Origin of the sequence: Mycobacterium pseudokansasii (genome assembly GCF_900566075.1) — a bacterium.
GTDB classification, from domain to species: domain Bacteria; phylum Actinomycetota; class Actinomycetes; order Mycobacteriales; family Mycobacteriaceae; genus Mycobacterium; species Mycobacterium pseudokansasii.
Genome location: NZ_UPHU01000001.1, coordinates 2,212,862 through 2,233,727, shown reverse-complemented (window position 1 = coordinate 2,233,727; position 20,866 = coordinate 2,212,862). Strand labels below are relative to the sequence as shown.

General features: G+C 67.1%; 16 protein-coding genes and 4 pseudogenes. 2 read left to right on the top strand and 18 right to left on the bottom strand.

Translation table 11 applies throughout. From position 1 onward, the window contains the following. Positions 1-215: 215 nt before the first annotated feature. The 5 genes from EET10_RS10145 to EET10_RS10125 all read right to left on the bottom strand — a co-directional run bounded on the left by EET10_RS10145 (position 216) and on the right by EET10_RS10125 (position 5,435). Entirely contained in the window at positions 216-1,784 is a 1,569-nt protein-coding gene (locus EET10_RS10145) for a class I SAM-dependent DNA methyltransferase (RefSeq protein ID WP_036403771.1), read from the bottom strand. A 63-nt stretch (positions 1,785-1,847) separates the two neighbouring features. Next, the gene (locus EET10_RS10140) at positions 1,848-2,939 is read right to left on the bottom strand and encodes a restriction endonuclease subunit S (protein WP_036403773.1); all 1,092 of its coding nucleotides are present in this window, start codon (positions 2,937-2,939) and stop codon (positions 1,848-1,850) included. Further along, positions 2,936-4,153, bottom strand: a complete 1,218-nt coding sequence (locus EET10_RS10135; RefSeq protein ID WP_036403775.1) for a winged helix-turn-helix domain-containing protein — start codon at positions 4,151-4,153, stop codon at positions 2,936-2,938. The genes EET10_RS10140 and EET10_RS10135 overlap by 4 nt, the downstream gene beginning before the upstream one ends. After that, complete coding sequence (locus EET10_RS10130) at positions 4,153-4,638, bottom strand: dihydrofolate reductase (RefSeq protein ID WP_036403777.1); 486 nt, start codon at positions 4,636-4,638, stop codon at positions 4,153-4,155. Before EET10_RS10130 ends, EET10_RS10135 begins: the two co-directional genes overlap by 1 nt. Then, the gene (locus tag EET10_RS10125; protein WP_036403964.1) at positions 4,635-5,435 is read right to left on the bottom strand and encodes a thymidylate synthase; all 801 of its coding nucleotides are present in this window, start codon (positions 5,433-5,435) and stop codon (positions 4,635-4,637) included. The genes EET10_RS10130 and EET10_RS10125 overlap by 4 nt, the downstream gene beginning before the upstream one ends. 101 nt (positions 5,436-5,536) lie before the next feature. Here EET10_RS10125 and EET10_RS10120 point away from each other — a divergent pair, with 101 nt between their 5' ends. Continuing rightward, a complete protein-coding gene (locus tag EET10_RS10120; RefSeq protein ID WP_036403779.1) occupies positions 5,537-6,280 on the top strand; it encodes a dienelactone hydrolase family protein in 744 nt (247 codons plus the stop codon). 138 nt (positions 6,281-6,418) lie between these two features. Here EET10_RS10120 and EET10_RS10115 read toward each other — a convergent pair whose 3' ends face one another. From EET10_RS10115 to EET10_RS10055, 13 genes and pseudogenes are all read right to left on the bottom strand, one after another. Beyond that, a complete protein-coding gene (locus tag EET10_RS10115) occupies positions 6,419-7,522 on the bottom strand; it encodes an acyl-CoA dehydrogenase family protein (protein WP_063468710.1) in 1,104 nt (367 codons plus the stop codon). Continuing rightward, positions 7,519-8,703, bottom strand: coding sequence for an acyl-CoA dehydrogenase family protein (locus EET10_RS10110; protein ID WP_036403781.1), 1,185 nt, complete (start codon positions 8,701-8,703; stop codon positions 7,519-7,521). The genes EET10_RS10115 and EET10_RS10110 overlap by 4 nt, the downstream gene beginning before the upstream one ends. After that, complete coding sequence (locus EET10_RS10105; protein WP_036403783.1) at positions 8,700-9,491, bottom strand: SDR family oxidoreductase; 792 nt, start codon at positions 9,489-9,491, stop codon at positions 8,700-8,702. Before EET10_RS10105 ends, EET10_RS10110 begins: the two co-directional genes overlap by 4 nt. An 85-nt stretch (positions 9,492-9,576) precedes the next feature. Next, complete coding sequence (locus EET10_RS10100) at positions 9,577-12,786, bottom strand: acetyl-CoA carboxylase family protein (protein ID WP_063468720.1); 3,210 nt, start codon at positions 12,784-12,786, stop codon at positions 9,577-9,579. A 65-nt stretch (positions 12,787-12,851) separates the two neighbouring features. Beyond that, the gene (locus EET10_RS10095; RefSeq protein WP_036403785.1) at positions 12,852-14,021 is read right to left on the bottom strand and encodes a PPE family protein; all 1,170 of its coding nucleotides are present in this window, start codon (positions 14,019-14,021) and stop codon (positions 12,852-12,854) included. A gap of 50 nt (positions 14,022-14,071) precedes the next feature. Further along, complete coding sequence (locus EET10_RS10090) at positions 14,072-14,881, bottom strand: PPE family protein, SVP subgroup (protein ID WP_036403787.1); 810 nt, start codon at positions 14,879-14,881, stop codon at positions 14,072-14,074. Between the two features lie 307 nt (positions 14,882-15,188). Next, positions 15,189-16,736 (bottom strand): class I adenylate-forming enzyme family protein, encoded by a 1,548-nt coding sequence (locus EET10_RS10085; RefSeq protein WP_122502124.1) that lies wholly within the window; start codon positions 16,734-16,736, stop codon positions 15,189-15,191. Positions 16,737-16,765: 29 nt separating this feature from the next. Then, positions 16,766-16,852: pseudogene (locus tag EET10_RS10080) on the bottom strand (flavodoxin); the annotation flags it as partial. Between the two features lie 80 nt (positions 16,853-16,932). Beyond that, positions 16,933-18,084, bottom strand: a complete 1,152-nt coding sequence (locus tag EET10_RS10075) for a PPE family protein (protein ID WP_063468713.1) — start codon at positions 18,082-18,084, stop codon at positions 16,933-16,935. A gap of 62 nt (positions 18,085-18,146) precedes the next feature. After that, positions 18,147-18,602, bottom strand: coding sequence for a flavodoxin family protein (locus EET10_RS10070; protein ID WP_036403793.1), 456 nt, complete (start codon positions 18,600-18,602; stop codon positions 18,147-18,149). A gap of 1 nt (position 18,603) precedes the next feature. Further along, positions 18,604-19,074: pseudogene (locus tag EET10_RS10065) on the bottom strand (hypothetical protein); the annotation flags it as partial. Between the two features lie 18 nt (positions 19,075-19,092). Beyond that, positions 19,093-19,830, bottom strand: coding sequence for a 4-hydroxy-tetrahydrodipicolinate reductase (dapB, locus tag EET10_RS10060; RefSeq protein ID WP_036403795.1), 738 nt, complete (start codon positions 19,828-19,830; stop codon positions 19,093-19,095). Between the two features lie 135 nt (positions 19,831-19,965). Beyond that, positions 19,966-20,424: pseudogene (locus EET10_RS10055) on the bottom strand (zinc-binding dehydrogenase); the annotation flags it as partial. 10 nt (positions 20,425-20,434) lie between these two features. Here EET10_RS10055 and EET10_RS10050 point away from each other — a divergent pair. Continuing rightward, positions 20,435-20,766: pseudogene (locus EET10_RS10050) on the top strand (helix-turn-helix domain-containing protein); the annotation flags it as partial. Positions 20,767-20,866 lie beyond the last annotated feature (100 nt).

Here is a 20,866-nt window from a genome sequence, read left to right as displayed (position 1 = left end):
GCCGATGTAAACGAGAACCAACAGCGACCTCTTATCCCTGCGCCCGGAGTGATTCATGGCAACTGATAACTCTTCGCGCCGCGGAGCTCGCTGTCCAAGACCTGTTGCCGCTTGATAGATAAACGCCGATTATCACGGCCGGCGTTATGGAGCCCGGATGCCGCGGCGGCGTTTCACCTTTCTTCACAAACCGCTGATCACGGCGCCGAGCTCACTCACGCATCGAGCCGCTTCAACTGCTTGCGCAACACCGCCTCCAGACGCGCCGACTCGTCCAGCGCCGTCAACAGCTCCTCCGTCAACCGTGTGATTTCGCCACCGATCGACTCACGCCCGCACTCGGTTTCGGGTGCGTCCACGTACCGGCCCGGGGTGAGTGCATAGTTGGCCGCTCTTATCTCCGCCAACGTCACAGATTTGCAGAATCCGGAAATATCTTGGTAAGCAATTCTTTTCGAGTCAGCCGAACGCGTTCCGCGCCACGCGTGGTAGGTATCGCCGATAAGCGTGATTTCTTCGGCGGCCAATGCCCGCTCGGTTCGGTCGACCAGATGGCCGAATTCGCGCGCGTCAATGAACAGCACCTGGCCGGAGCGGTCGATCGTGCCTTGACGACCCGCTTTCTTATCCATGGCGAAGAACCATAGACATACCGGAATCCCGGTGCTGCGGAACAGCTGAACCGGCAGTGCGACCATGCAGGCAACCAGATCTGCCTCGACGATATGGCCGCGAATTATGCCTTCGCCGCCAGAGTTCGACGACATCGAGCCGTTCGCCATCACCACCCCGGCCCTGCCACCCGGTGCAAGCTTGAACAAGATGTGTTGAATCCAAGCGTAGTTCGCGTTGTTGGCGGGCGGAACGCCGAAACGCCACCGTGGATCTTTCTCGTCACGCGCCCAGTCTTTGATGTTGAAGGGCGGATTGGCCATCACGCAGTCCATCAGGACGCCCGCATGCTGGTCGCAGACGAACGTGTCACCCCACCGGGTACCGAGCCCGTTGTTGTCGATACCGTGGACGGCGAGGTTCATCTTGGCCATTCGCCAGGTCTCCTCAACGCTCTCCTGGCCGTAGATACAAATATCATTCACGTCGCCGCTGTGCTCGTAAGCGAACTTCTCCGTCTGCACAAACATGCCGCCGGAGCCGCAGCACGGGTCATAGACCCGACCGCGTGACGGCTCCAGCACCTCCACGATCACCTTGACCACGCTCGCGGGAGTGAAGAACTCCCCTCCCCGCTTTCCCTCCGCGCGAGCGAAGTTGCCGATGAAGTACTCGTACACCTCCCCCATCAGGTCCCGCGCGCGATGCTCACCCTGGCGGCTGAAACGTGCCGTGCTGAACAGTCCGAGCAGCTCACCGAGCCGGCGCTGGTCGATGTTGTCCCGGTTGTACATCCGAGGCAGGCTCACGGCAAGCGCCGGATTAGCTTGCATCACTGCGTCCATCGCCTCGTCGATCAGCGCACCGATGCTCTTCTCTGGTTCACCGGCGATCACCGACTTGCCTTCGGCATGTGCGGCCAGGAACTCCCATCGGGCGTTCGGCGGCACCGTGAACGCACCGCCGTCCGTGCCGCCCGCCGACAACGTCGCCCCGATTGCGGTGCGCTGCTCGGTATCAGCGTCCGACAAGTACTTGAGGAACAGCAGGCCAAGGATCACGTCTTTGTATTGGCTCGCCCCTATAGACCCCCGCAGCTTGTTGGCGGACTTCCAGAGCGTGTCCTTGAGCTCCTTGAGCGTCGACGGTTCGTGCTTCTTCCCGGGAGGCATCCCTGGGTTCCTCCATCTCGACGTTTCGCCGCAGTGCGCGGCCACCGCCGGCCGATCAGTACCTTAATTCCGTCGTGTGCGCATCGGCGCGGCATCTGTGACATCGAGGTCGCCGCACACCAAGAGCGGAAGCAGCGCGTCGCGGCCCGCCGCCAACTGCGCCGATTCGACGCGTCGGCCATGGCACAGAGCACCCAGGCCGGATATCGCTGTTGCCTGTCCGGTGGTCAATCGCCGCACATCGCGCACCAGTGCGTGCAGAAGTTCAACCGGTTGGATTCGTTGACGGCTTCCCGTCACCCCCGCCACCCAACGCCGGAGCCTGGCCCCGACATCGGGTTGTCGCAAAGCTGACCACAACGCCGACGTATCGACGCCAACAGGATGCAGCACGACGAATTCCGTACTCGTCAGCGCCAGTTCCGCCGGGAAGCTGATGACATTCCAGATTCGCGGAATCCTCGGATTCAGCTTCGAAAACAATACGCACGGCTGCGTCAAAACGAACTTGACGCTCTTGATCGTTCGGCTGTCGACGACGGCGGGCTGGGCGCCGTCGTCGAATGCGGGAAGGCTGTAATAAGCGACGGCGCCGTCGAATTCCTGGGGATTGCGACTCGCGGTTGACCTTATCGCCAGGGTCGAAAGCGGCACCCGATCAGAAACATTGTCGACGATCGCCAGCATCAACGCCTCGGCGGCTTCGATAACTCGCTTGTTGGCTGCGATCTTGTCGTCCAATGCTGCGAGCACTTCCCCAATTCGGGAACGGTCAGGCGCGGCGGCAGCACGCGTCGAAACGTCGCGCAGGATGGTCTGACTGAGCAACGGCTGGCCCGATCCGGCGCGATACCGATTGAGGCCGCAGCCCTGCAGTGCGTAATACCAGTAGCGCGTTTCCTCGGGGCGCTTGGCGCGACAGGCGAGTGCGTTGTCGGTGACCCACACGTCGCAATCGTGGTAATGCACGCTGCCGCAATACGAACCGACCCGGCCGATGACGATCAGCGGCCCCCGGGCATTGGGTTGGTCCGCATAACCGATGATCCCGTTGGCGCCACAGACCGGAAAGCCGGCGTCTGACAGCCGCGTCGGCAAAGCACGTCCGTGGGCGAAATCGAGATGATCGCCCAGTCTCACCTGTCCGGCGCTCATCCGCCGGCCTGCTTGGCCGCAGTGCGAAGCTGCCCGGCCAGGTCCCCGCGCCCGGACACGCCGACACCGGCCAACCCCAGCCAGGACGCCATCGCCTGCAGCTCGCCGGCCAGTGCCGCGGCGACCCGCGGCCGCGGTGCGTCGGGCTCACCGAACGCCCCCACCACGCGCAACGCATCGGCGGCGCGGTCGGCTTTGAGGTCCACCCGCGCGACCAGCCGTCCGTCCAGCAGCAGCGGCCACACGTAGTAGCCGTACTGGCGTTGGGGCGCCGGGGTGTAGATCTCGATGCGGTAGTGAAAATCGAACAGCCGCTTGACCCGTGGCCGGAAGAAGATCAATGGGTCGAAGGGACACACCAGCGCGGTGCCGCGGTCGCGGCGTGGCACGGTCTGGCCGGACCGCAGGTAGGCCGGCGCCGGCCAGCCCTCAACATTCACCCGCTCGATTTCACCCGCGGCTACCAGCTCTGCGATCGCCGGCTTGACCTGTCGGGTGGTCAGCCGGAAATAGTCGCGAAGGTCGGCCTCGGTGCCGACGCCCAGCGCGGTGGTGGCTCGCAGCGTCAGTTGGCGCACGGCTTCGTCGTCGTCGACCTCTCGCGCCAGCACCTCTGCCGGCAGTACTCGCTCCACCAGGTCGTAGTGGCGGGCAAAGCCGACGCGAGTAGCGGTCGTGAGCACCCCGGAGGCGAACAGCGCCTCGGCGACCCACTTGGCGTCGCTGCGATTCCACCACGTTCCTTTTCGCATGCGCGGCTCCGCGGCCAGGTGCGCTTCGATCTGACCGGCAGTGCTGGGTCCGAGTTCGGCGACCGCGGCAACGATGTCGTCGGCCAACTGCGGGTTGGCCTTGACAATCTGAGTTCCCCAACGTCCATGCCGGTAATGACGCATCCTCCAGCGCAGCAGCGGCCAGTCGTCGACGGCCATCAGTGCGGCTTCGTGCGCCCAATATTCGACCAGCAAACGCGACGAGCGCGGGCCCCATGCGACGCGGTCCAGCACGTCGCGGTCGTAGGGTCCCAGGCGGCTGAATACCGGCGCGTAATGTGCCCGCACCGCTACCGACACCGAGTCCAGCTGCAGCACATGGATCCGCAAGATCAGCCGCTTGAGGTGTGCCCGAGTGATCGGGCCGGCGGGTTTCGGCTCGGCGAAGCCTTGTGCCGCAACCGCCACCCGGCGGGCCTGCGCAGCAGTCATGGTGCTCATCACCGGTAGTAGCTGTGAAACCGGTAGCGCAATCCCGACCGGCTCACCAGCCACTCCCCCATGTCGCCATGCCACGTCTCGTCGAGCAGCGGAGCCAGGGCGTCGTCGTCGTCGCGGGGTAGGTCGACGTCGACCTCGGTGACCTCACATCTGATGGCCACCGGCATGGCAAGGGTGTAGATCTGCTCCCCGCCGATCACCCAGGTGTCCCCCGGGCCGGTGAGGGCGTCCTCGAGTGAACCGACCACCTCGGCTCCCTCCGCCAGGAAGCCAGGCTGGCGGCTCAGTACCACGTTTCGCCGGCCGGGCAGAGGCCGGGCAGCGGCTGGCAACGAGTCCCAGGTCCGCCGGCCCATCACCACCGTGTGGCCCAGGGTGACTCCTTTGAAGTGGCCGAGGTCTTCGGGTACCCGCCAGGGAATGTCACCGCCGCGGCCGATGACACCCGACGTTGACTGAGCCCAGATCAGGCCCACCGTCGTCATACGGCTACTGGGGCTTTGATCGCCGGGTGCGGATGGTAGTCCTCGACGAGGATGTCCTCGTAGGTATAGTCGAAGATCGAATCCCTCTGCGCCAGAACCAGTTTCGGGTACGGTCGGGGTTCACGGCGCAATTGCTCGCGGACCTGTTCGAGGTGGTTGTCATAAATGTGGCAATCACCGCCGGTCCAGACGAATTCGCCGACGTCAAGGTCGGACTGCGCGGCCATCATGTGGGTGAGCAGCGCGTAACTGGCGATGTTGAACGGCACGCCGAGAAACAGATCGGCGCTGCGCTGATAGAGCTGGCAGCTCAGCCGCCCGTCGGCGACGTAGAACTGGAAGAACGCATGACACGGCGGCAGCGCCATCTGGGGGATATCGCCGACATTCCAGGCCGAGACGATGATCCGCCGCGAATCGGGATCGGTGCGCAGCAAATTCAGAGCGGCGCTGATCTGGTCGATGTGCCCACCCGACGGGGTCGGCCAGGACCGCCATTGCACCCCGTAGATAGGACCGAGATCACCTGTGCTGCTTGCCCATTCGTCCCAGATGGTGACTCCGTGCTGGTGCAGCCAGCCGATGTTCGAGTCCCCGCGCAAGAACCACAGCAACTCGTAGGCGACCGACTTGAAATGGACTTTCTTGGTAGTGAGCAGCGGGAAGCCGGCGGCCAGGTCGTACCTGATCTGTTGGCCGAACAGGCTGCGGGTGCCGGTGCCGGTACGGTCGGATTTGGCCGAACCCGTTTCGAGCACCAGGCGCAGCAGGTCCTCATAAGGAGTCGCAATCGGCACCACGCGGCCAGCTTAGCGGCGATCGCAAGCCCGGCGAAGCAGGGCGCGGCGGGTCGACGCCAATCAATGCGCGTCGAAGGCCCAGGAGTACAACGGAGGCCATGCCGAAACTCACCGATACCGTCGCCACGCCCGACGGCAGTTGCCCCGTCCACCTGTTCACTCCCGACGGCACCGGAGGCCCCTGGCCCGGTGTCGTCATGTATCCCGACGCCGGCGGTGTGCGGGACACCTTCTACCAGATGGCTGCCAAACTGGCGGGCAACGGCTACGCGGTGCTGCTGCCCGACGTGTACTACCGCGAGGGCGCTTGGGCCGCATTCGATATGGCGACCGCGTTCGGCGACGCGAAGGAGCGGGCGCGGATCATGTTCATGATCGGCACCTTGACCCCGGACCGCGTCACCCGCGACGCCGGCGCGTTGTTCGACTACCTATCCGGACGCGCGGAGGTGAGGGGCCAGCGATTCGGTGTGTGCGGTTACTGCATGGGTGGACGGATCTCGCTGGTGGTCGCCGGGCGCCTTGGGGACCGGGTCGCCGCTGCGGCGTCGTTTCACGGCGGCGGCTTGGTCACCGACAGCGCAGACAGCCCGCATCTGCTGGCCGAGCGGATGCGGGCCACGGTCTACGTGGGCGGCGCGAAGAACGACCCGTCGTTCAACGCTGACCACGCCGAACAGCTCGACAAAGCTCTGACCGCGGCCGGCGTCGAGCACACCATCGAGTGGTATCCGGCCGCACACGGGTTTGCCGTCCCGGACAACCCGCCCTACGACGAGGCGTGCGCGCAGCGGCACTGGGCGGCGATGACGGACGTCTTCGCTTCGGCACTACCGCGCTGATCCGCCGAGCAGACGTAGAGTCATCCAAATCCTTGGCGTGTCAGGCGATTCTATGTCTGCTCGCCCGACCCCTCGCCTGCTCGCCCGACCCCCGCCTGCTCGCCCGACCCTCGCCTGCTCGCCCGACCCTCGCCGAAGTCAGGTGACCGGCAGGTCGACCAAGGTGGCCAGTCGAGCGCGGTGCCGGTAGGCGGTGCCCAGGGCCAGCTGGTCGCTCTTGGCCCGCTTCAGGTACAGGTGCGCGGGATACTCCCAGGTCATGCCGATTCCGCCGTGCAGCTGCACGCATTCCTCGGCGGCGTGCACCGCAACGCCGCTGCAGTGGGCCTGCGCCAGCGCCGCCGCAATCGCGGCGTCTGCATCGCCCCGGGCACACGTGTCGGCGGCATAGCGGGCGGCCGCCGTTGCCGAACCGACCTCGAACCACAAATCCGCGAGGCGGTGTTTGACCGCCTGATAGGACCCGATGGCCCGGCCGAACTGCTTACGCTGCTTGACGTAGGCCAGTGTGGTGTCAAGGCACCACCGTGCAATCCCCAGCTGCTCGGAGGCCAGCAGCGCCGCTGCGGTCTGCAGCGCGTCGGCCAGCGCGGCTTCGGCCGGCCCGGTGCCGATGCGCGCCGAGGCAGCACCCGAAAACTGCACGTCTGCGAGGGATCTGGTCATGTCGAACGTCAGTAGCGGCGAGACCACGACTCCGGCCGCGTCGCGAGCGACGGTATGCAACTCCACACCGTCCGGCCCGGCCACCGGCACCACCAGCACGTCGGCTTCCCGGGCGCCTGCAACGCTGCTGACCCGTCCGGTCAGTCCGTCGGCGCCATTGCTCACCCCGGTGACCGGATCACCCGGAGCGGTGGACAGCGGCACCACCAGCGCCGCGGTGACCGCACCACCGGCCAGGCCTGAAAGGGTTTCGGTCTCGCCGGATCGCGACAGTGCGACGGCAGCAAGCACCGCGCTGGACAGGAACGGGACCGGCGCGACGGCGCGGCCGATCTCCTCCATGACCACCGCCGCTTCACGGGCACTCGCGCCTGCTCCGCCCAGCGACTCGGGCACCAACAGCCCGGCCACCCCCAGATCGGCGGCCAGTGTCCGCCATATCTCCGAAAAGTCTTGCGGTGGAGCGTCATAGGCCCGCATCACCAGTTCCGGCGGACACCGATCAGCGAACAGTTGCCGAACGCTGTCCCGCAGCGCCTCCTCGGTGTCGGAGTACAGCAGGTCCGCGGCGATCATCGAGGCAAGTCCTTCCACGCGACGGTCTTGTCGACCCGATGTTCACCGGGCAGGCCCAACACCCGCTCGGAGATGGTGTTGCGCAAGATCTCCGAGGTGCCGCCTTCGATCGAGTTGCCGCGAGCCCGCAGGTAGCGATATCCCGGGCCGCGACCGATCAGATCGACGGTCTCCGGCCGGCGCATTGTCCAGTCGTCGTATCCCAGGCCGGATTCGGGGTGCAACTCCAGTTCGAAACCCGAGACCTGTTGCGCCAGAAGGGCAAACGCCACTTTCATACCGGCGCCCTCCGGCCCTGGCTGACCGCTCGCGGCCTGCTGGCGCAATCGCTCGCCGGTGAGTCGCAGCACTTCGGCTTCCACCCACAGCCGCATCATCTCGTCGTGCATCGCGGGATTGCGCAGCGCCGGCTGGTCACGCCAGGCCTCGGTGACCCTGCCGATATGGCCGCCCTCGCGCGGGATTCCGGTCCGGGCGCCGATCGCGACACGTTCGTTGTTGAGGGTGGTGGTCGCGACCCGCCAGCCGCCGCCTTCCGGGCCGAGCCGGTTGGCGTCGGGCACCCGGACGTCGGTGAGAAACACCTCGTTGAACTCCGCCTCGCCGGTGATCTGACGCAGCGGCCGGATGTCGATTCCCGGCTGCGTCATGTCACACAGGAAGTACGTCAGCCCAGCATGTTTGGGCACGTTGGGGTCGGTACGCGCCACCAGGATGGCCAGCTGTGCGTGCTGGGCCATCGACGTCCATACCTTCTGCCCGTTGACAATCCAGTCGTCACCATCGCGTACGGCACGGGTTGCGACCCCGGCCAGATCCGATCCGGCTCCCGGTTCGCTGAACAGCTGGCAGTAGAGGTGTTCGCCGGTGAACAACGGGCGCAAGAACTTACGCTTCTGGTCTTCGGTTCCGAACGCGGCGATCGTCGGAGCCGCCATGCCGATCCCGATGATGTTTCGCCCGCCGCCGGCCGGCGGCGCTCCGGCTGCGGCCAATTGCGCGTCGATCTGCGCCTGATACGTGTGTGGCAGGTCGAGCCCGCCGAATCCCACCGGAAAGTGCACCCAGGCCAGCCCCGCGTCGAACCGCGCGCCGAGGAATTCCCGCGGGTCGGTGGTGGCCGGGTCGTGCTGGTCGAGCAGCGCCCGCACCCGGGTTTGCAGGTCGTCCTGAATGCTCATTGCGCGCCTCCGGGGTTCGCCTGAAAACCCCTGAATCCTTGGGCGTTGCCCAGCAGCAGGCCGCCGTCGATCACCAGGGTCTCGCCGGTGATCCAGCTCGCGGCATCGGAGACCAAAAATCCGACGGCTTCGGCCACGTCGACCGGTTCGCCGATGCGCCCGAGCGCAATGGTGGCCGCCAGCGGATCCTCGTGGTCCTTCCACAGCGCCTCCGCCAGCCGGGTGCGCACCACCCCGGGGCAGATTGCGTTGACCCGCACCCGCGGCGAAAGTTCCAGCGCCAGTTGCTTGGTCACATGAATCAGGGCGGCCTTGGTGGCGTTGTACATGCCCATGGCCGGGGATTGGTGCATGCCGCCGATCGAGGCGGTGTTGATGACGACGCCGCCGTGCTCCCCCATCCATGCCTTGACGACGAGCGAGGTCCACAGTATCGGGGCCCACAGGTTGACGTCGAAGATCTTGGTGAATCGAGCATGGTCCTGCTCGATCAGCGGGCCGAACGCCGGGTTGGTCCCCGCGTTGTTGACCAGGATGTCCACGCTGCCGAAGCGCTCGAGGGTAAGGTCCACGCAGCGTCGTGCGGCCTCCTCGTCGACCGCGTGCGCGCCCACGCCGACCGCGCGCTCGCCGACCTGGGCGGCGGCCGCGTCGGCGGCCTCCTGCTTGCGGGCGGTGAGCACCACGTTGGCGCCGGCGGTGGCCAGGCGCTGCGCTGTCGCCAGCCCGATTCCCCTGGAGGCGCCGGTGACTAGGGCGGTACGGCCGGTTAGATCCAGTGAGGTCATCGTGGTATGCCTTCTGTGTCGTCGACGTTAGCCAATCTAACCCTGCGGAGACCGCTGGGCGGGGCCGGGGCAGCGCAGCATACCGTCAGCGTCTCGGCAGTATGCTGATCCAGGCTCGCGAGTCCGCCGGATCGATCACGTCGTCCAGTTCGAACGTGGTGGCCGAGCGCAGTGCCTTGCCGTGCTGGTAGGCCGCCGCCACCAGCCGGTCGAAAAGCGCTTGGCGCTCAACCTCATTCGCGGCTGCGGCCAACTCCTTGCGGAACCCGAGGCGCACCGCCCCTTCCAGCCCCATGCCACCGATCTCCCCGGTGGGCCAGGCGACCGTGAACTCGGGCGCATGGAAGGAGCCACCGGCCATGGCCATCGCGCCCAACCCATAACCCTTGCGCAGGATGATCATTCCGAGCGGCACCGTCAGCCGCGCGCCGGCGATGAACATCCGGCCGAAGCGCCGGACCGTGGCTTCTTTCTCCGCGTCCGGACCGACCATGAATCCCGGGGTATCGCACAGCGAGATCACCGGCAGCCGGGACGACTCACACAGCGCGAGGAAGTCGGCAGCCTTGTCCGACGCCTCGGCGTCGATGGCGCCGCCCAGATGATGGCTGCTGTTGGCGATCAGCCCGTAAGCCACCCCCTCGACGCGGACCAGCGCGGTCAGGATGCCGACCCCGTAGTCGCGACGCAACTCCAGCACCGAGTCGACGTCGACGACGGACTCGATCGCCCGGCGTACGTCGTAGGCGCGTAACCGGTTCTCCGGCACCACATGCCGGGATAGTCGCGGGTCGGATGCCGCCCAACTGTCGATGCTGCCCTGGAAATACGACAGGTACCGCTTGGCCAGCGACACCGCGTGCGCCTCGTCGTGGGCGACCAGGCTCACCACGCCGTTGCGCCGCTGCACATCGATCGGTCCGATCGCCTCCGGTGGGTAGACGCCGAGCCCGCCGCCTTCGATCATCGCCGGCCCGCCCATGCCGATATTGGCGTCCGGGGTCGCGATGATCACGTCGCACACCCCGGCAAGGGCGGCGTTGCCGGCGAAGCACCGGCCGGAGACGATGGCCACCAACGGCACCCGCCCGGACAGGCCGGCCAGCACCCGGAACGTCGGCACGTCCAGCCCGGCCCGGCCGCCGACGTCGGTGTCGCCGGGCCGGCCCCCACCGCCCTCGGCGAACAGCACCACCGGCAGGCGGTTTCGGACGGCCAGATCGAAGACGCGGTCGGTCTTGGCATGGTTGCGCATGCCCTGGGTCCCGGCGAGCACGGTGTAGTCGTACGACACGACGACCGCTTGTGCGGCGGCCGGGCCGAACCGATTTGCGCCGATAGTGGCCACGCCGGCGACCAGGCCATCGGCCGGGGTGTTGGCGATCAGGTCCTCCTCGGAGCGTCGGCTGCGCTGCGCGGCGATCGCCAGGGCACCGTATTCGACGAAGCTACCGGGATCGACCAGATCGGCGATGTTCTCTCGTGCGGTGCGCCGACCTTGCTTGTGCCGTTTGGCCACCGCGGCTTCCCGGCCCTCGTCCAGGGTGCGCCGATGACGCTGCCGGACCTCGTCGAGGTCGGCTCGGGGTCGATCCAGATCGACGCTGGCAGTTGATGATTCACCACCGACAACGCTGGTGCGGATGAACACCAGCAGCGGGTCGCCGGTGGCGACCACCTGACCGGGCGACACCAGATTGCGGACCGTCCGCAGCGCGTCCGGAGCCGCCTGGACGTGCTGCATCTTCATCGCCTCGAGCACCACCAGCTGCATGCCGACGCCCACCTCGGTACCTTCGGGCGCGACGTCCACCACCGTGCCGGCCAGTTGAGCACGCAGCGCTTCCTCACCCGGGTAGAGCTCCACCGGGACAACCCGATGGTCGTACCGGTGAGACAGCACGGCCGACGCCAGGCCGGGTAGCTTTTCGTCGACGAAACTCGTCGTGACGATGCCTGATTGAACCTTGTCGTCCGACAAGAGTTCTTGCAGCAACGCCAGGTTGGTGGCGACGCCCTCGATGCTGAACTCCGACAGCGCAATACGTGCCTTGCGTACGGCAGCGGAAAACGACGACCCGTGGACGTGAACGACGACCTTGGCCAGCAGCGATTCATAGCGTGGACTCACCGACAGCCCCGCCCGGCCGTGGGTGTCGACCCGCACTCCTGGGCCGCTCGGAGACGAAAACACCGTCAGGACACCGGCCGTGGATAGGACGGACCCGTCCGCCGCCATGGTTTCAGCGTTGACCCTGGTCTGGATCGCGATGCCTCGTGCCGTCGCGGGATCACCGGCGACTGTGGTTGCCTCGCAGGAAATCCCGGCCGGCAACACCAGCTCGTCGTAGGCCGCACCGCCAGCGATGGCCAGCTGCAGCGCCACCAGGTCCAGCCCGGTCACCGCCTCGGTGACGGTGTGCTCGACCTGGATTCGTGGATTGACCTCCAAGAAGACGAATCCCTCTCCGCAGACCAGGAATTCGACGGTGGCCAGCCCGCGCAATCCCACGCCGGCGCAGAGCAAGGTTGCGGCCTGATGTAAGCCACGGCGCAGGTTATCCGGAAGGCCTTGGGCAGGCGCGATTTCGATCAGCTTCTGGTAACGCCGCTGGATGCTGCAGTCGCGATCGCCCAGCGCCAGCGCATGCGGTGGCTGGCCGACGACCTGCACCTCCAGATGCCGTGCCGCACCCAGATATGCCTCGGCGAATACCGCCGGGTTGCCGAAGGCCAGCTGCGCTTCCGCGGCGCACTGACGGTAGGAATCATCGATCTGGCCGACGCTCGTCACCTTGCGCATGCCCCGGCCCCCACCGCCGGCAAGCGCCTTGATCATGATCGCGCCGCCGCCCTGAGCGGCGAAGAATTCCTGGATGTCTTCGACGGTGCTCGGCCCTTGGGTGGCCGCCAGCACCGGCACCCCGGCGGCGACGGCGGCCGCGCGGGCCGCAGACTTGTTGCCGACCAGCTCCAGCACCTCGGCGTCGGGTCCCACGAACGTGTAGCCGCCGGACTCGCAGGCCCGCGCGAATTGGGGGTTCTCGCTGAGGAACCCATAGCCGGGGTGGATCAGCCCGGCGCCGGACGTCGCGGCCGCGGCCAGGATGGCCGCACCGTCCAGGTAGGCGGCTATGCCGTTGCCGGGCAAGGCGATTGCTTGATCGGCCGCGTGCACGTGTGGGCTGTCGGCGTCGTCTGCGGCGTAGACAGCCACCGTGCGGATGTCCAATTCGGTTGCCGTGCGGATGATTCGAAGCGCTATCTCGCCCCGGTTCGCGATCAGCAGCCTCATTCGGACACCCCGGTCATCGTGACGCGCGACCACATACGGGACTCATTACGGCCCGGCCGCCCGGATCAGACGACGACCTGCTTGGGCATCACGGTCGGCCGGAATCCGTAGCGGGGTGCAGCGTACGCACCGCCCTTGGACGCGACGGCCATCCCTGGCGCGCCGGGCATCGCCGTGACCGGCCCCGCTTCCTCGGGTACCGCCCAGCCGCTGCCCTCCAGCGCCGTGGTCCCCGAAGGCACCGCCGGCGCGGCACTGGACCAGCTCGCCGGCACCGCCAACTTGCCGACCGCGGACGCCTGGCCCATGCCGGCCAGGACCGAGCCCGCGCCCGCCGGTGCCACCGCGTGCGTCGTGGCCGCGGGTCCCGCAATGGCCGGCGCCAGCTCGGCGGCAGCAGCAGCCCCGCCCGTGGCGTTCACGGCATCCAGGGCATGTCCCAGGAAGACCGCGTTGGGAATGGCGGCCATGACGAACCAGGCCGCGGTGTTGACCGCACCGTTGATGGCGTTCTGCACGAACGTATTGCCGAGCAGGTCATCGATGATTCCGCCCAGGGCCGTCGCGTCGAAAACCGACGCGGCCGGCGACGCGAGGCCCATGACCGTGTTGGGCACGTTGCTGATCAGGTTCGCCAGCCCCACCTGCTGTGCGGTGCCGGCCGCGGCGGCCTGGCCCACCGCGGCCGCTTGCGCGGCCAGCCCCGCCGGGTTGGCGATCCGCGACGGTGTGGTCAACGGGTTCAGCGTGCCGGCGGCCGCCGACGACGCCGCATAGCCGTACATCGCCAACGCGTCCTGCGCCCACATTTCGCCGTAGTGCGCCTCGGTGACCGCGATGGCGGGTGTGTTCTGGCCCAGGATGTTCGTCGCCACCAGCGCCGCCAGCAGCGCCCTATTGGCCGCAACCTCAGCCGGCGGCACGGTCGCGGCGAAGGCCGCCTCGAAGGCGGCCGCGGACGCGGTGGCCTGCGAGCCCGCATGGGCGGCGGATTCGGCGGTGTAGATCAGCCAGGCCAGGTAGGGCTGAGCCGCGGCTGCCATCGACATCGACGCCGGACCCAACCACTGCTCGGTGGTCAGCTGGGTGATCACCGATTCGACCGAGGCGGCCGTGGTGCTCAACTCGACGGCCAGTCTGTTCCATGCCGCGGCGGCAGCCATCATGGGTGCCGCCCCCGCACCGGCGTACATGCGTGCGGAGTTGATCTCCGGGGGTAAAGCTCCGAAATCCATTGTTATCCCACTCCTTTGATTTATTCCGGTTCGTATCGGATGCGGGTGCTCTAGACGGCGTCCGGCTTCGGCATGACGATGGGCTTCACGCCGTAACGCGGGGCACCGAAGCCGGCGCTGCTTCGCGTCGCCGACGCCAATCCCGGCATGCCGGGAATGACGGCGCCCGGCGCCGCCTGCGGTGCGGCGGCGGTCCAGCCGGCACCGTGCAGCGTGCCGACTTGCGTGCTGGACACCAACGTGGCCGTTCCCGCCCAGGTCGGCGGTGCGGCCGCGCCGATCGAGGACACCTCGCCCAGGCCGGCGGCGATCGGCGCCCCGCCGATCGCGGCCTCGGCCACGGCCGCCGGTGCCAGGCCGGCGGCGCCGCCCACGGCTTCGGCCGCGTCGGCTTCGGCGGCCTCCGCGGCAGCCGGCAGAAGCGCACCGCTGCCCAACGCCAGCAAGTCCGACGCGGCCGACGCCCAGTTGCCGGTGCCGATGTTGAAGATATTGGCGAGATCCGTGATCCATCCGGGAGTCTGAGTGGGCAGCAGCGCGCCAAGGATGTCCGACAAGGGCGAGGCCGCCGCAGAAGAATTGGCCGCCTCGGCGGCCGCATACGTCCCGGCGCTGACGCCAAGGGTATTCACCAACATGTCGTACATGGCCGCGGCTTCGGCGCTGATCTGCTGGTACAAACTCCCGTAGGCGGTGAACATCGACGCCTGCAGCATCGACACTTCGTCGGCTGCCGCCGGGATCACGCCCGTGGTGGGGACTGCCGCGGCGACGTTCTCCGCGTCCATCGCCGCGCCGATGGTCTGCAGCTTGCCCGCCGCAGCGGCCAGTTCGTCTGGCTGTGTCGTCAGGAATGACATCTGTGCTCCTTGTGTTTCGAAACATGCCGACCGGTTACGGCGGCCACTTCCTGTGAATTTGCTGGACAGCTTATGGTTATTTGCTGAACAGTGTCTGTGCGTTGAGGATAAGGCTAGTGATCCACACTCCCGCCGTCGCAATCCAAAGGCGTCAACGATGAGTCCCGTTACGGTTTCTTAACGCGAACGCCGGCAGTGCTAACACTGTCCCGTTCGAGCGTGACACCTTCCGGTGACCAGCGGCATCGAAATGAGAGGCGTGGCGCACATTTCTATGCTGGGCGGCGGCGACGGCGCCAACCGCCGGTCAATGCACCGGCGAACCCCACCGGACCTGTTCGCGGAGCTTGCCCTTGAGCAGTTTGCCGCCGGCGTTGCGCGGCAGCGCTTCGGTCACCACCGTGACGTACTGCGGAACCTTGAAGTCGGCCAGTTGCCGGCGGCAGTGTTCGAGCACCGCCGTCACGTCGATCCGTTCCGCGGCGCCGTACAGCACCGCGCCGACCTTCTCCCCCATGACGTCGTCAGGCACGGCCAGCACGCAGGCGTCGGCGACGCCGGGGGCCGACAGCAGCGCGGATTCGACCTCAACGCTGGAGACATTCTCGCCGCCCCGGTTGATGATGTCCTTGAGCCGATCGACGATGTGCACCCGGCCCGCGCCATCGACACGTACCACGTCGCCGGTATGCAACCAGCCGTCGACGATCGTGGCCGCGGTGGCTTCCGGCCGGTTCCAGTAGCCCGCGGTCACATTCGCCCCCCGGACCACCAACTCGCCCATCATCTCGCCCGGATCGGGGTCGTCGCCCCGGAACGGAACCACCCCGAGATCCACCGAGGGAACCGCATAACCGACCGAGTCGGCGTGTTCGGCCGCATCCCAATCAGGCAGCACCGTCATCAGCGAGGCCGACTCGGTCATGCCGTATCCGTTGAACACCGCTGCGTGCGGAAACGCGTCCTTGACCGACCGCACCAACGACGGGGCGACCGGCGCACCTCCGTAAACGACCCAACGCACCGAGGAGACGTCGGTGCCGGGAAAACCCTTGTGCCGCAGCACTAACGAGTACACAGCCGGAACCGTCACCATGAGTGAGATGCGCTCGGCGGGAAGTGTCGCGAGCAACTGGTCGAGGTTGAGCGCGGGCATGATCACCGATGCGCCGCCGACCCGGGCGGCCGCCAGCAGCTGCGAGTTGCAACCGGTCGCGTGGAACAGCGGCACCGAAATCAGGGTGCGCAGCTCGTCACCGAGATCTGGTGACAGCCCAAGACATCTGGCCCCGTTCTCGGTGTTGGTCACGAATGCCTCGTGGGTGGTCGGCACACCTTTGGGATGGCCGGTGGTTCCCGAGGTGTAGAAGAGCGCCGCCACATCGGATGGGCCGAGTTGTTCGGTCACGAATGGGTCGCCGTCGGGCAATGCCGTGTCCGCGCTCAGGTCGATCCGGGCCCCGGCATCGGACAACACGAAGTCGACCTCCGGCTGGGTGGAGCGGGTGTTCACCGGCACCACAACACCACCGGCCATCACGGTGCCCCAGAACGCCAGCACCCAATCGACTCCCGCGGGATACCGCACGCCCACCCGCTCTCCGGTGCTCAGTCCACCCGCCCGGAGGCCGCCGGCGACTCGCGAAGCACGATCCCACAACTGCCGGTAGGTCAGCCGCGCTGCGTCGAGCTCGACCACGGCTTCATTGTCGGGGCGGCGGTCGACCTGCTCGGCAAGCATGTCCAGCAGGGTGGGGGGGATCTCGTCGTAGTGCGGGACGCCGGCGCGATCGAGGCGGATCCCCGTCCGCGGGAACGGGTTGTGGTTCCTGGGAATCTCGATTACGTCAGACACCTGGTCACTCCACGTCTCTCCAGTTCGACGACGGCGACCGCGGCGCCGACGGTGTCGTTGTTGCCTTGTCCCCACGCACCGTAGGCACGGCTGACGACGTGGTCCAGGCCCGGGTAATCGTCAACCGTTTCGCGGTCGCCCGGGCCACCAATCCTGTACACCCGGTGACGCGTCCGGATGTTTCCGTGGGCCCGGATCATCCGAACACATGCCTGGGCATAACGGTCGGCTTGACCCCGTACCGCGGGCCCGCGCCGGCGCCTGCGCCGTTGTCGGCTACGACCATTCCAGGCGCAGGCGGCACCACCGCGATCGCTGCGTCCTCCTCCGGAACCGCCCACCCGGCGCCGGCCGAGGCGATGTCGGCGGTCACCGCCGGTGCGGCGGTAGACCAGCTCGCCGGCACCGACAGTCGACCGACCGAGGACGCAGTGCCCAAACCGGCCACGATCGGTGTTGCGCCGACGCCCGCAGAGGTAACCGGGCGCGCGGCTGTCGCGGCGGCAGCCGAACCCGCCCCGCCGGCGGTGACCCCGATAGCGGCGTCGGCCCTGTCATTGCTGGTGGTCAAGGCCATATCAAAGTCCGCAATGACGCCCGAGACACCGTGCCACGCGTGATCGACGAACAACGGATTGGGGTTGGTGAGGAATGACAAGACCGCATTCAGTCCCGACGCCTGGCCCTCCGACGGTGCCGATGAGGCGAGGCTCATGACGGCATTGGGCAGGTTGCTGATCAGGTTGTCAAGCCCGGCCCGCTGCGCGGAACCGGAGGCGGCGGCCTGACCAACGGCGGCGGCTTGGCCGGCGATTCCGGCTGGATTGGTGACGGCCGACGGCCCGATCAGCGGGTTCAACCTGCCGGCTGCCGCGGAGGCGGCCGCATAGCCGTACATGGCCGCAGCGTCTTGGGCCCACAGTTCGCCGTAGCGTGCCTCGACGGCCGCGATGGCCGGCATATTGTGCCCGAGGATGTTTGTCGCTACCAGTTGGGCCAACTGGGCTCTGTTGGCCGCAACCTCGGCCGGGGCCACCGTCATCGCACGTCCCGCCTCAAAGGCGGCCGCAGACGCCATGGCTTGTGCCGCCGCGAGCGCCGAGGATTCGGCCGTCCCGGTCAACCAGGCCACCAGGGGCTGCGCGGCGGCGGCCATCGACAGCGAGGCGGGACCCAACCACGGCTCGGTACCCAGCCGGGTGACGATTGACTCGAAACACGAGGCAGCAGTGCTCAGCTCAACTGCTATGCCGTTCCACGCGGCCGCAGCCGCCACCAGCCCAGCCGCGCCCGCACCGGCGTACATGCGCGCGGAATTGACCTCCGGAGGCAGTGCTCCAAAATCCACTGAGGCATTCCGTTTCTAGTCGGTTTCCAGGCAAGCGTGTGGTGCTTCAGTTGGCGCAGCCCTTATTCCATCATGTTCGCCGCCAGCGTGCCCCCCAGTTCGTAGGCGCGCTCGCGCGCTGTGGCGTCGACGGCGCCGACGACCTCGAGAACGCCGGCAGCTTGGCTGAGCCCCAACCCCGTCGCCAGCTTGACGACGGCCGCTGCGGCACCGACGGTGTCGTTATTGCCGTGTACCCACAGACCGTAAGGCCGGCCGGCGACGTGATCCAGGCTCGGGTAGTAGATGGTGTCGAAGAAGTGCTTGAGCGCCCCGGACATGTAACCGAAGTTGGCCGTGGTGCCGAACAGGTAGCCGTCGGCATCGAGCATGTCAGGAAGCGTTGCGGCCAGGGCCGGCCTCGCGATCACGTCGACCCCCTCAATCTCGGGGTCGTTGGCCCCGGCCAGCACCGCCTCCAGCAGCTCGCGGGTGGTCGGCGACGGGGTGTGGTGCACGATGAGCAGGGTCTTGGTCATTGCCGTGCCTGCGGCTCCTTTCCAGGCTCAGGGCCGTTTTCATGGCTTCACGGGCCCGGCGGCGATCCCCCGCGTAGTCGTAGCCCCTGGCCAGCCGGTACCAGTGACGCCAGTCCTCGGGGTCGTCTTGCAGTTCGGCGCGCACGATGTCGAACAGCGCGTCGGCCGCAGCCCGTTCGATGCGGCCCGACGGCCGCCGCGGCAGCGCGCTGACGTCAAGTTCCATTCCGTCGTCGGCGATCAGCCTGGCCAGCCGCTGGTGCGCGAATCCGGCCCTCAGGGTGGCGATCATCGCCCATAGTCCGATGACGGGCATGAGCAGCAGGGCCAGGCCCAGGCCCGCGGCGGCAGCACGGCCCGAGCCGATCAAGGTGAACCCGATGCGGCCGAGCAGGGCCAGGTACGCAAGCAGCGCCATGCACATCAATGCGATCAGCAGCTGGATGCGCATGGTGCGCGCCATGCCCGTCATTGCCTCGTCACTGCCGTGTCATTGCAGGTCCAGCAACGGCTCGATGCCTACAGTGAGGCCGGGATGCTCTCGGATACGGCGTACCGCCAGCAGCACCCCGGGCACAAACGAGGTGCGGTCCAGGCTGTCGTGCCGGATAGTCAGTGTCTCTCCTTGGGTACCGAACAGCACCTCTTGGTGAGCGACCAGCCCGGCCAGCCGCACCGCGTGCACCGGGATGCCGTCGACGTTGGCGCCACGGGCTCCAGGCAGGCTGCTGCTGGTGGCATCGGGATTGGGGGGCAAGCCTTTTCGAGCCTCGGCAATCAGCTCGGCAGTACGCGTCGCCGTGCCCGACGGGGCATCGGCCTTGTTCGGGTGGTGCAACTCGATCACCTCGGCCGAGTCGAAGAACCGGGCCGCCTGTTTGGCGAAATGCATGCACAGCACCGCCCCGATCGCAAAGTTCGGCGCGATCAGCACCGACGTCTCGGGCTTGTCGGCCAGCCACGACTTCACCTGCTGCAGCCGCTCCGCGGTGAAGCCGGTGGTCCCGACCACGGCATGAATCCCGCTGGCAATCAAGAACTCCAGATTGTCCATCACGACGTCGGGGTGGGTGAAGTCGATGACCGCCTCGGTGTTGCCGTCGGTCAGCAGACTCAGCGGATCACCGGCGTCCACCTCGGCCGACAGGGTCAGATCTTCGGCGGCCCGGACCGCCGCCACCATCGCCGCTCCGACTTTGCCTTTGGCTCCCAGCACACCTACCCGCATTTGGTGAAGCCTACTGGGGCCGGTATTTCCGCGAACGTGCTGTTCGTCAACCAATGCTCTGCGGTTCCGGAATGGGCCTCTCCGGCCGGCCGAAAGGCTAAGTCGGCAAGCCAGGCCCGGTATTTCGTACGGCGGCTAGTTGGCGTCGGCGATTGCGACGACGGTCTTGCCCCGGGTGCGACGCCCGGGGCCGAATGCCGACGGAGCTTCCGCCAGTGAACACACCGCTCCAACGATCGGGCGCAAGCGCCCGTCGCGTAGTCGGTGTTCGAGGGCAACCAGACCTGCCCGGTCAGGTTCGACAACGAAAAAGATGGCCCGTCCGTGCTCCGGTTGAACCTGCGGTGGTTCGGCGATAGTGATCAGTGCACCGCCGGGACGCATTAATCGCGCTGAGCGCCTGAGGACTTCACCGCCGATTACGTCGAACACCACGTCGACCTCGCCGACCTCCTCCAGCCGATCCTGCTGCAGATCCAGGAACGTACTGGCACCGAGATCGAGTACGGTGTCCTTGTGATCGGTACGGCCGCTACCGATTACGCGAGCTCCCGCCTCGTGAGCAAGCTGCACCACTAGGCGACCAACCGCGCCGCGGCGCCATGAACCCCCGCCACAGTCTCCGCTGAGCAAGGTCACCGTGGCAGTTTCGGCTGACCCGGCGGCATCACAGCGTGAAACCCTTGCGGCACAGGCCTCCTTGAGCACCCGGCAGCTGACCCGGCTATGTCAGTCCGAACTCGGTACCACACCGGCCCGCTACGCAGAAATGGTGCGCATCGACGCCGCCCGTGCCGCACTCGACGCCGGCCGCACCGTCGCTGACACTGCGCGGATGGCGGGGTTCGGTAGCACGGAAACCCTCCGGCGCGTATTCGTCGACCACCTCGGCGTCTCACCGAAGGCCTATCCGAGAGATTCCGCACGGCATCGCGCGGCTGGACCCGACAGGCCAAGCCAGCTGTAGTGACCAACACATGCGGTGACGGCATGGCATGGTGACATAACGAAGACCTCGAAGTGAAGTCCGCATGGC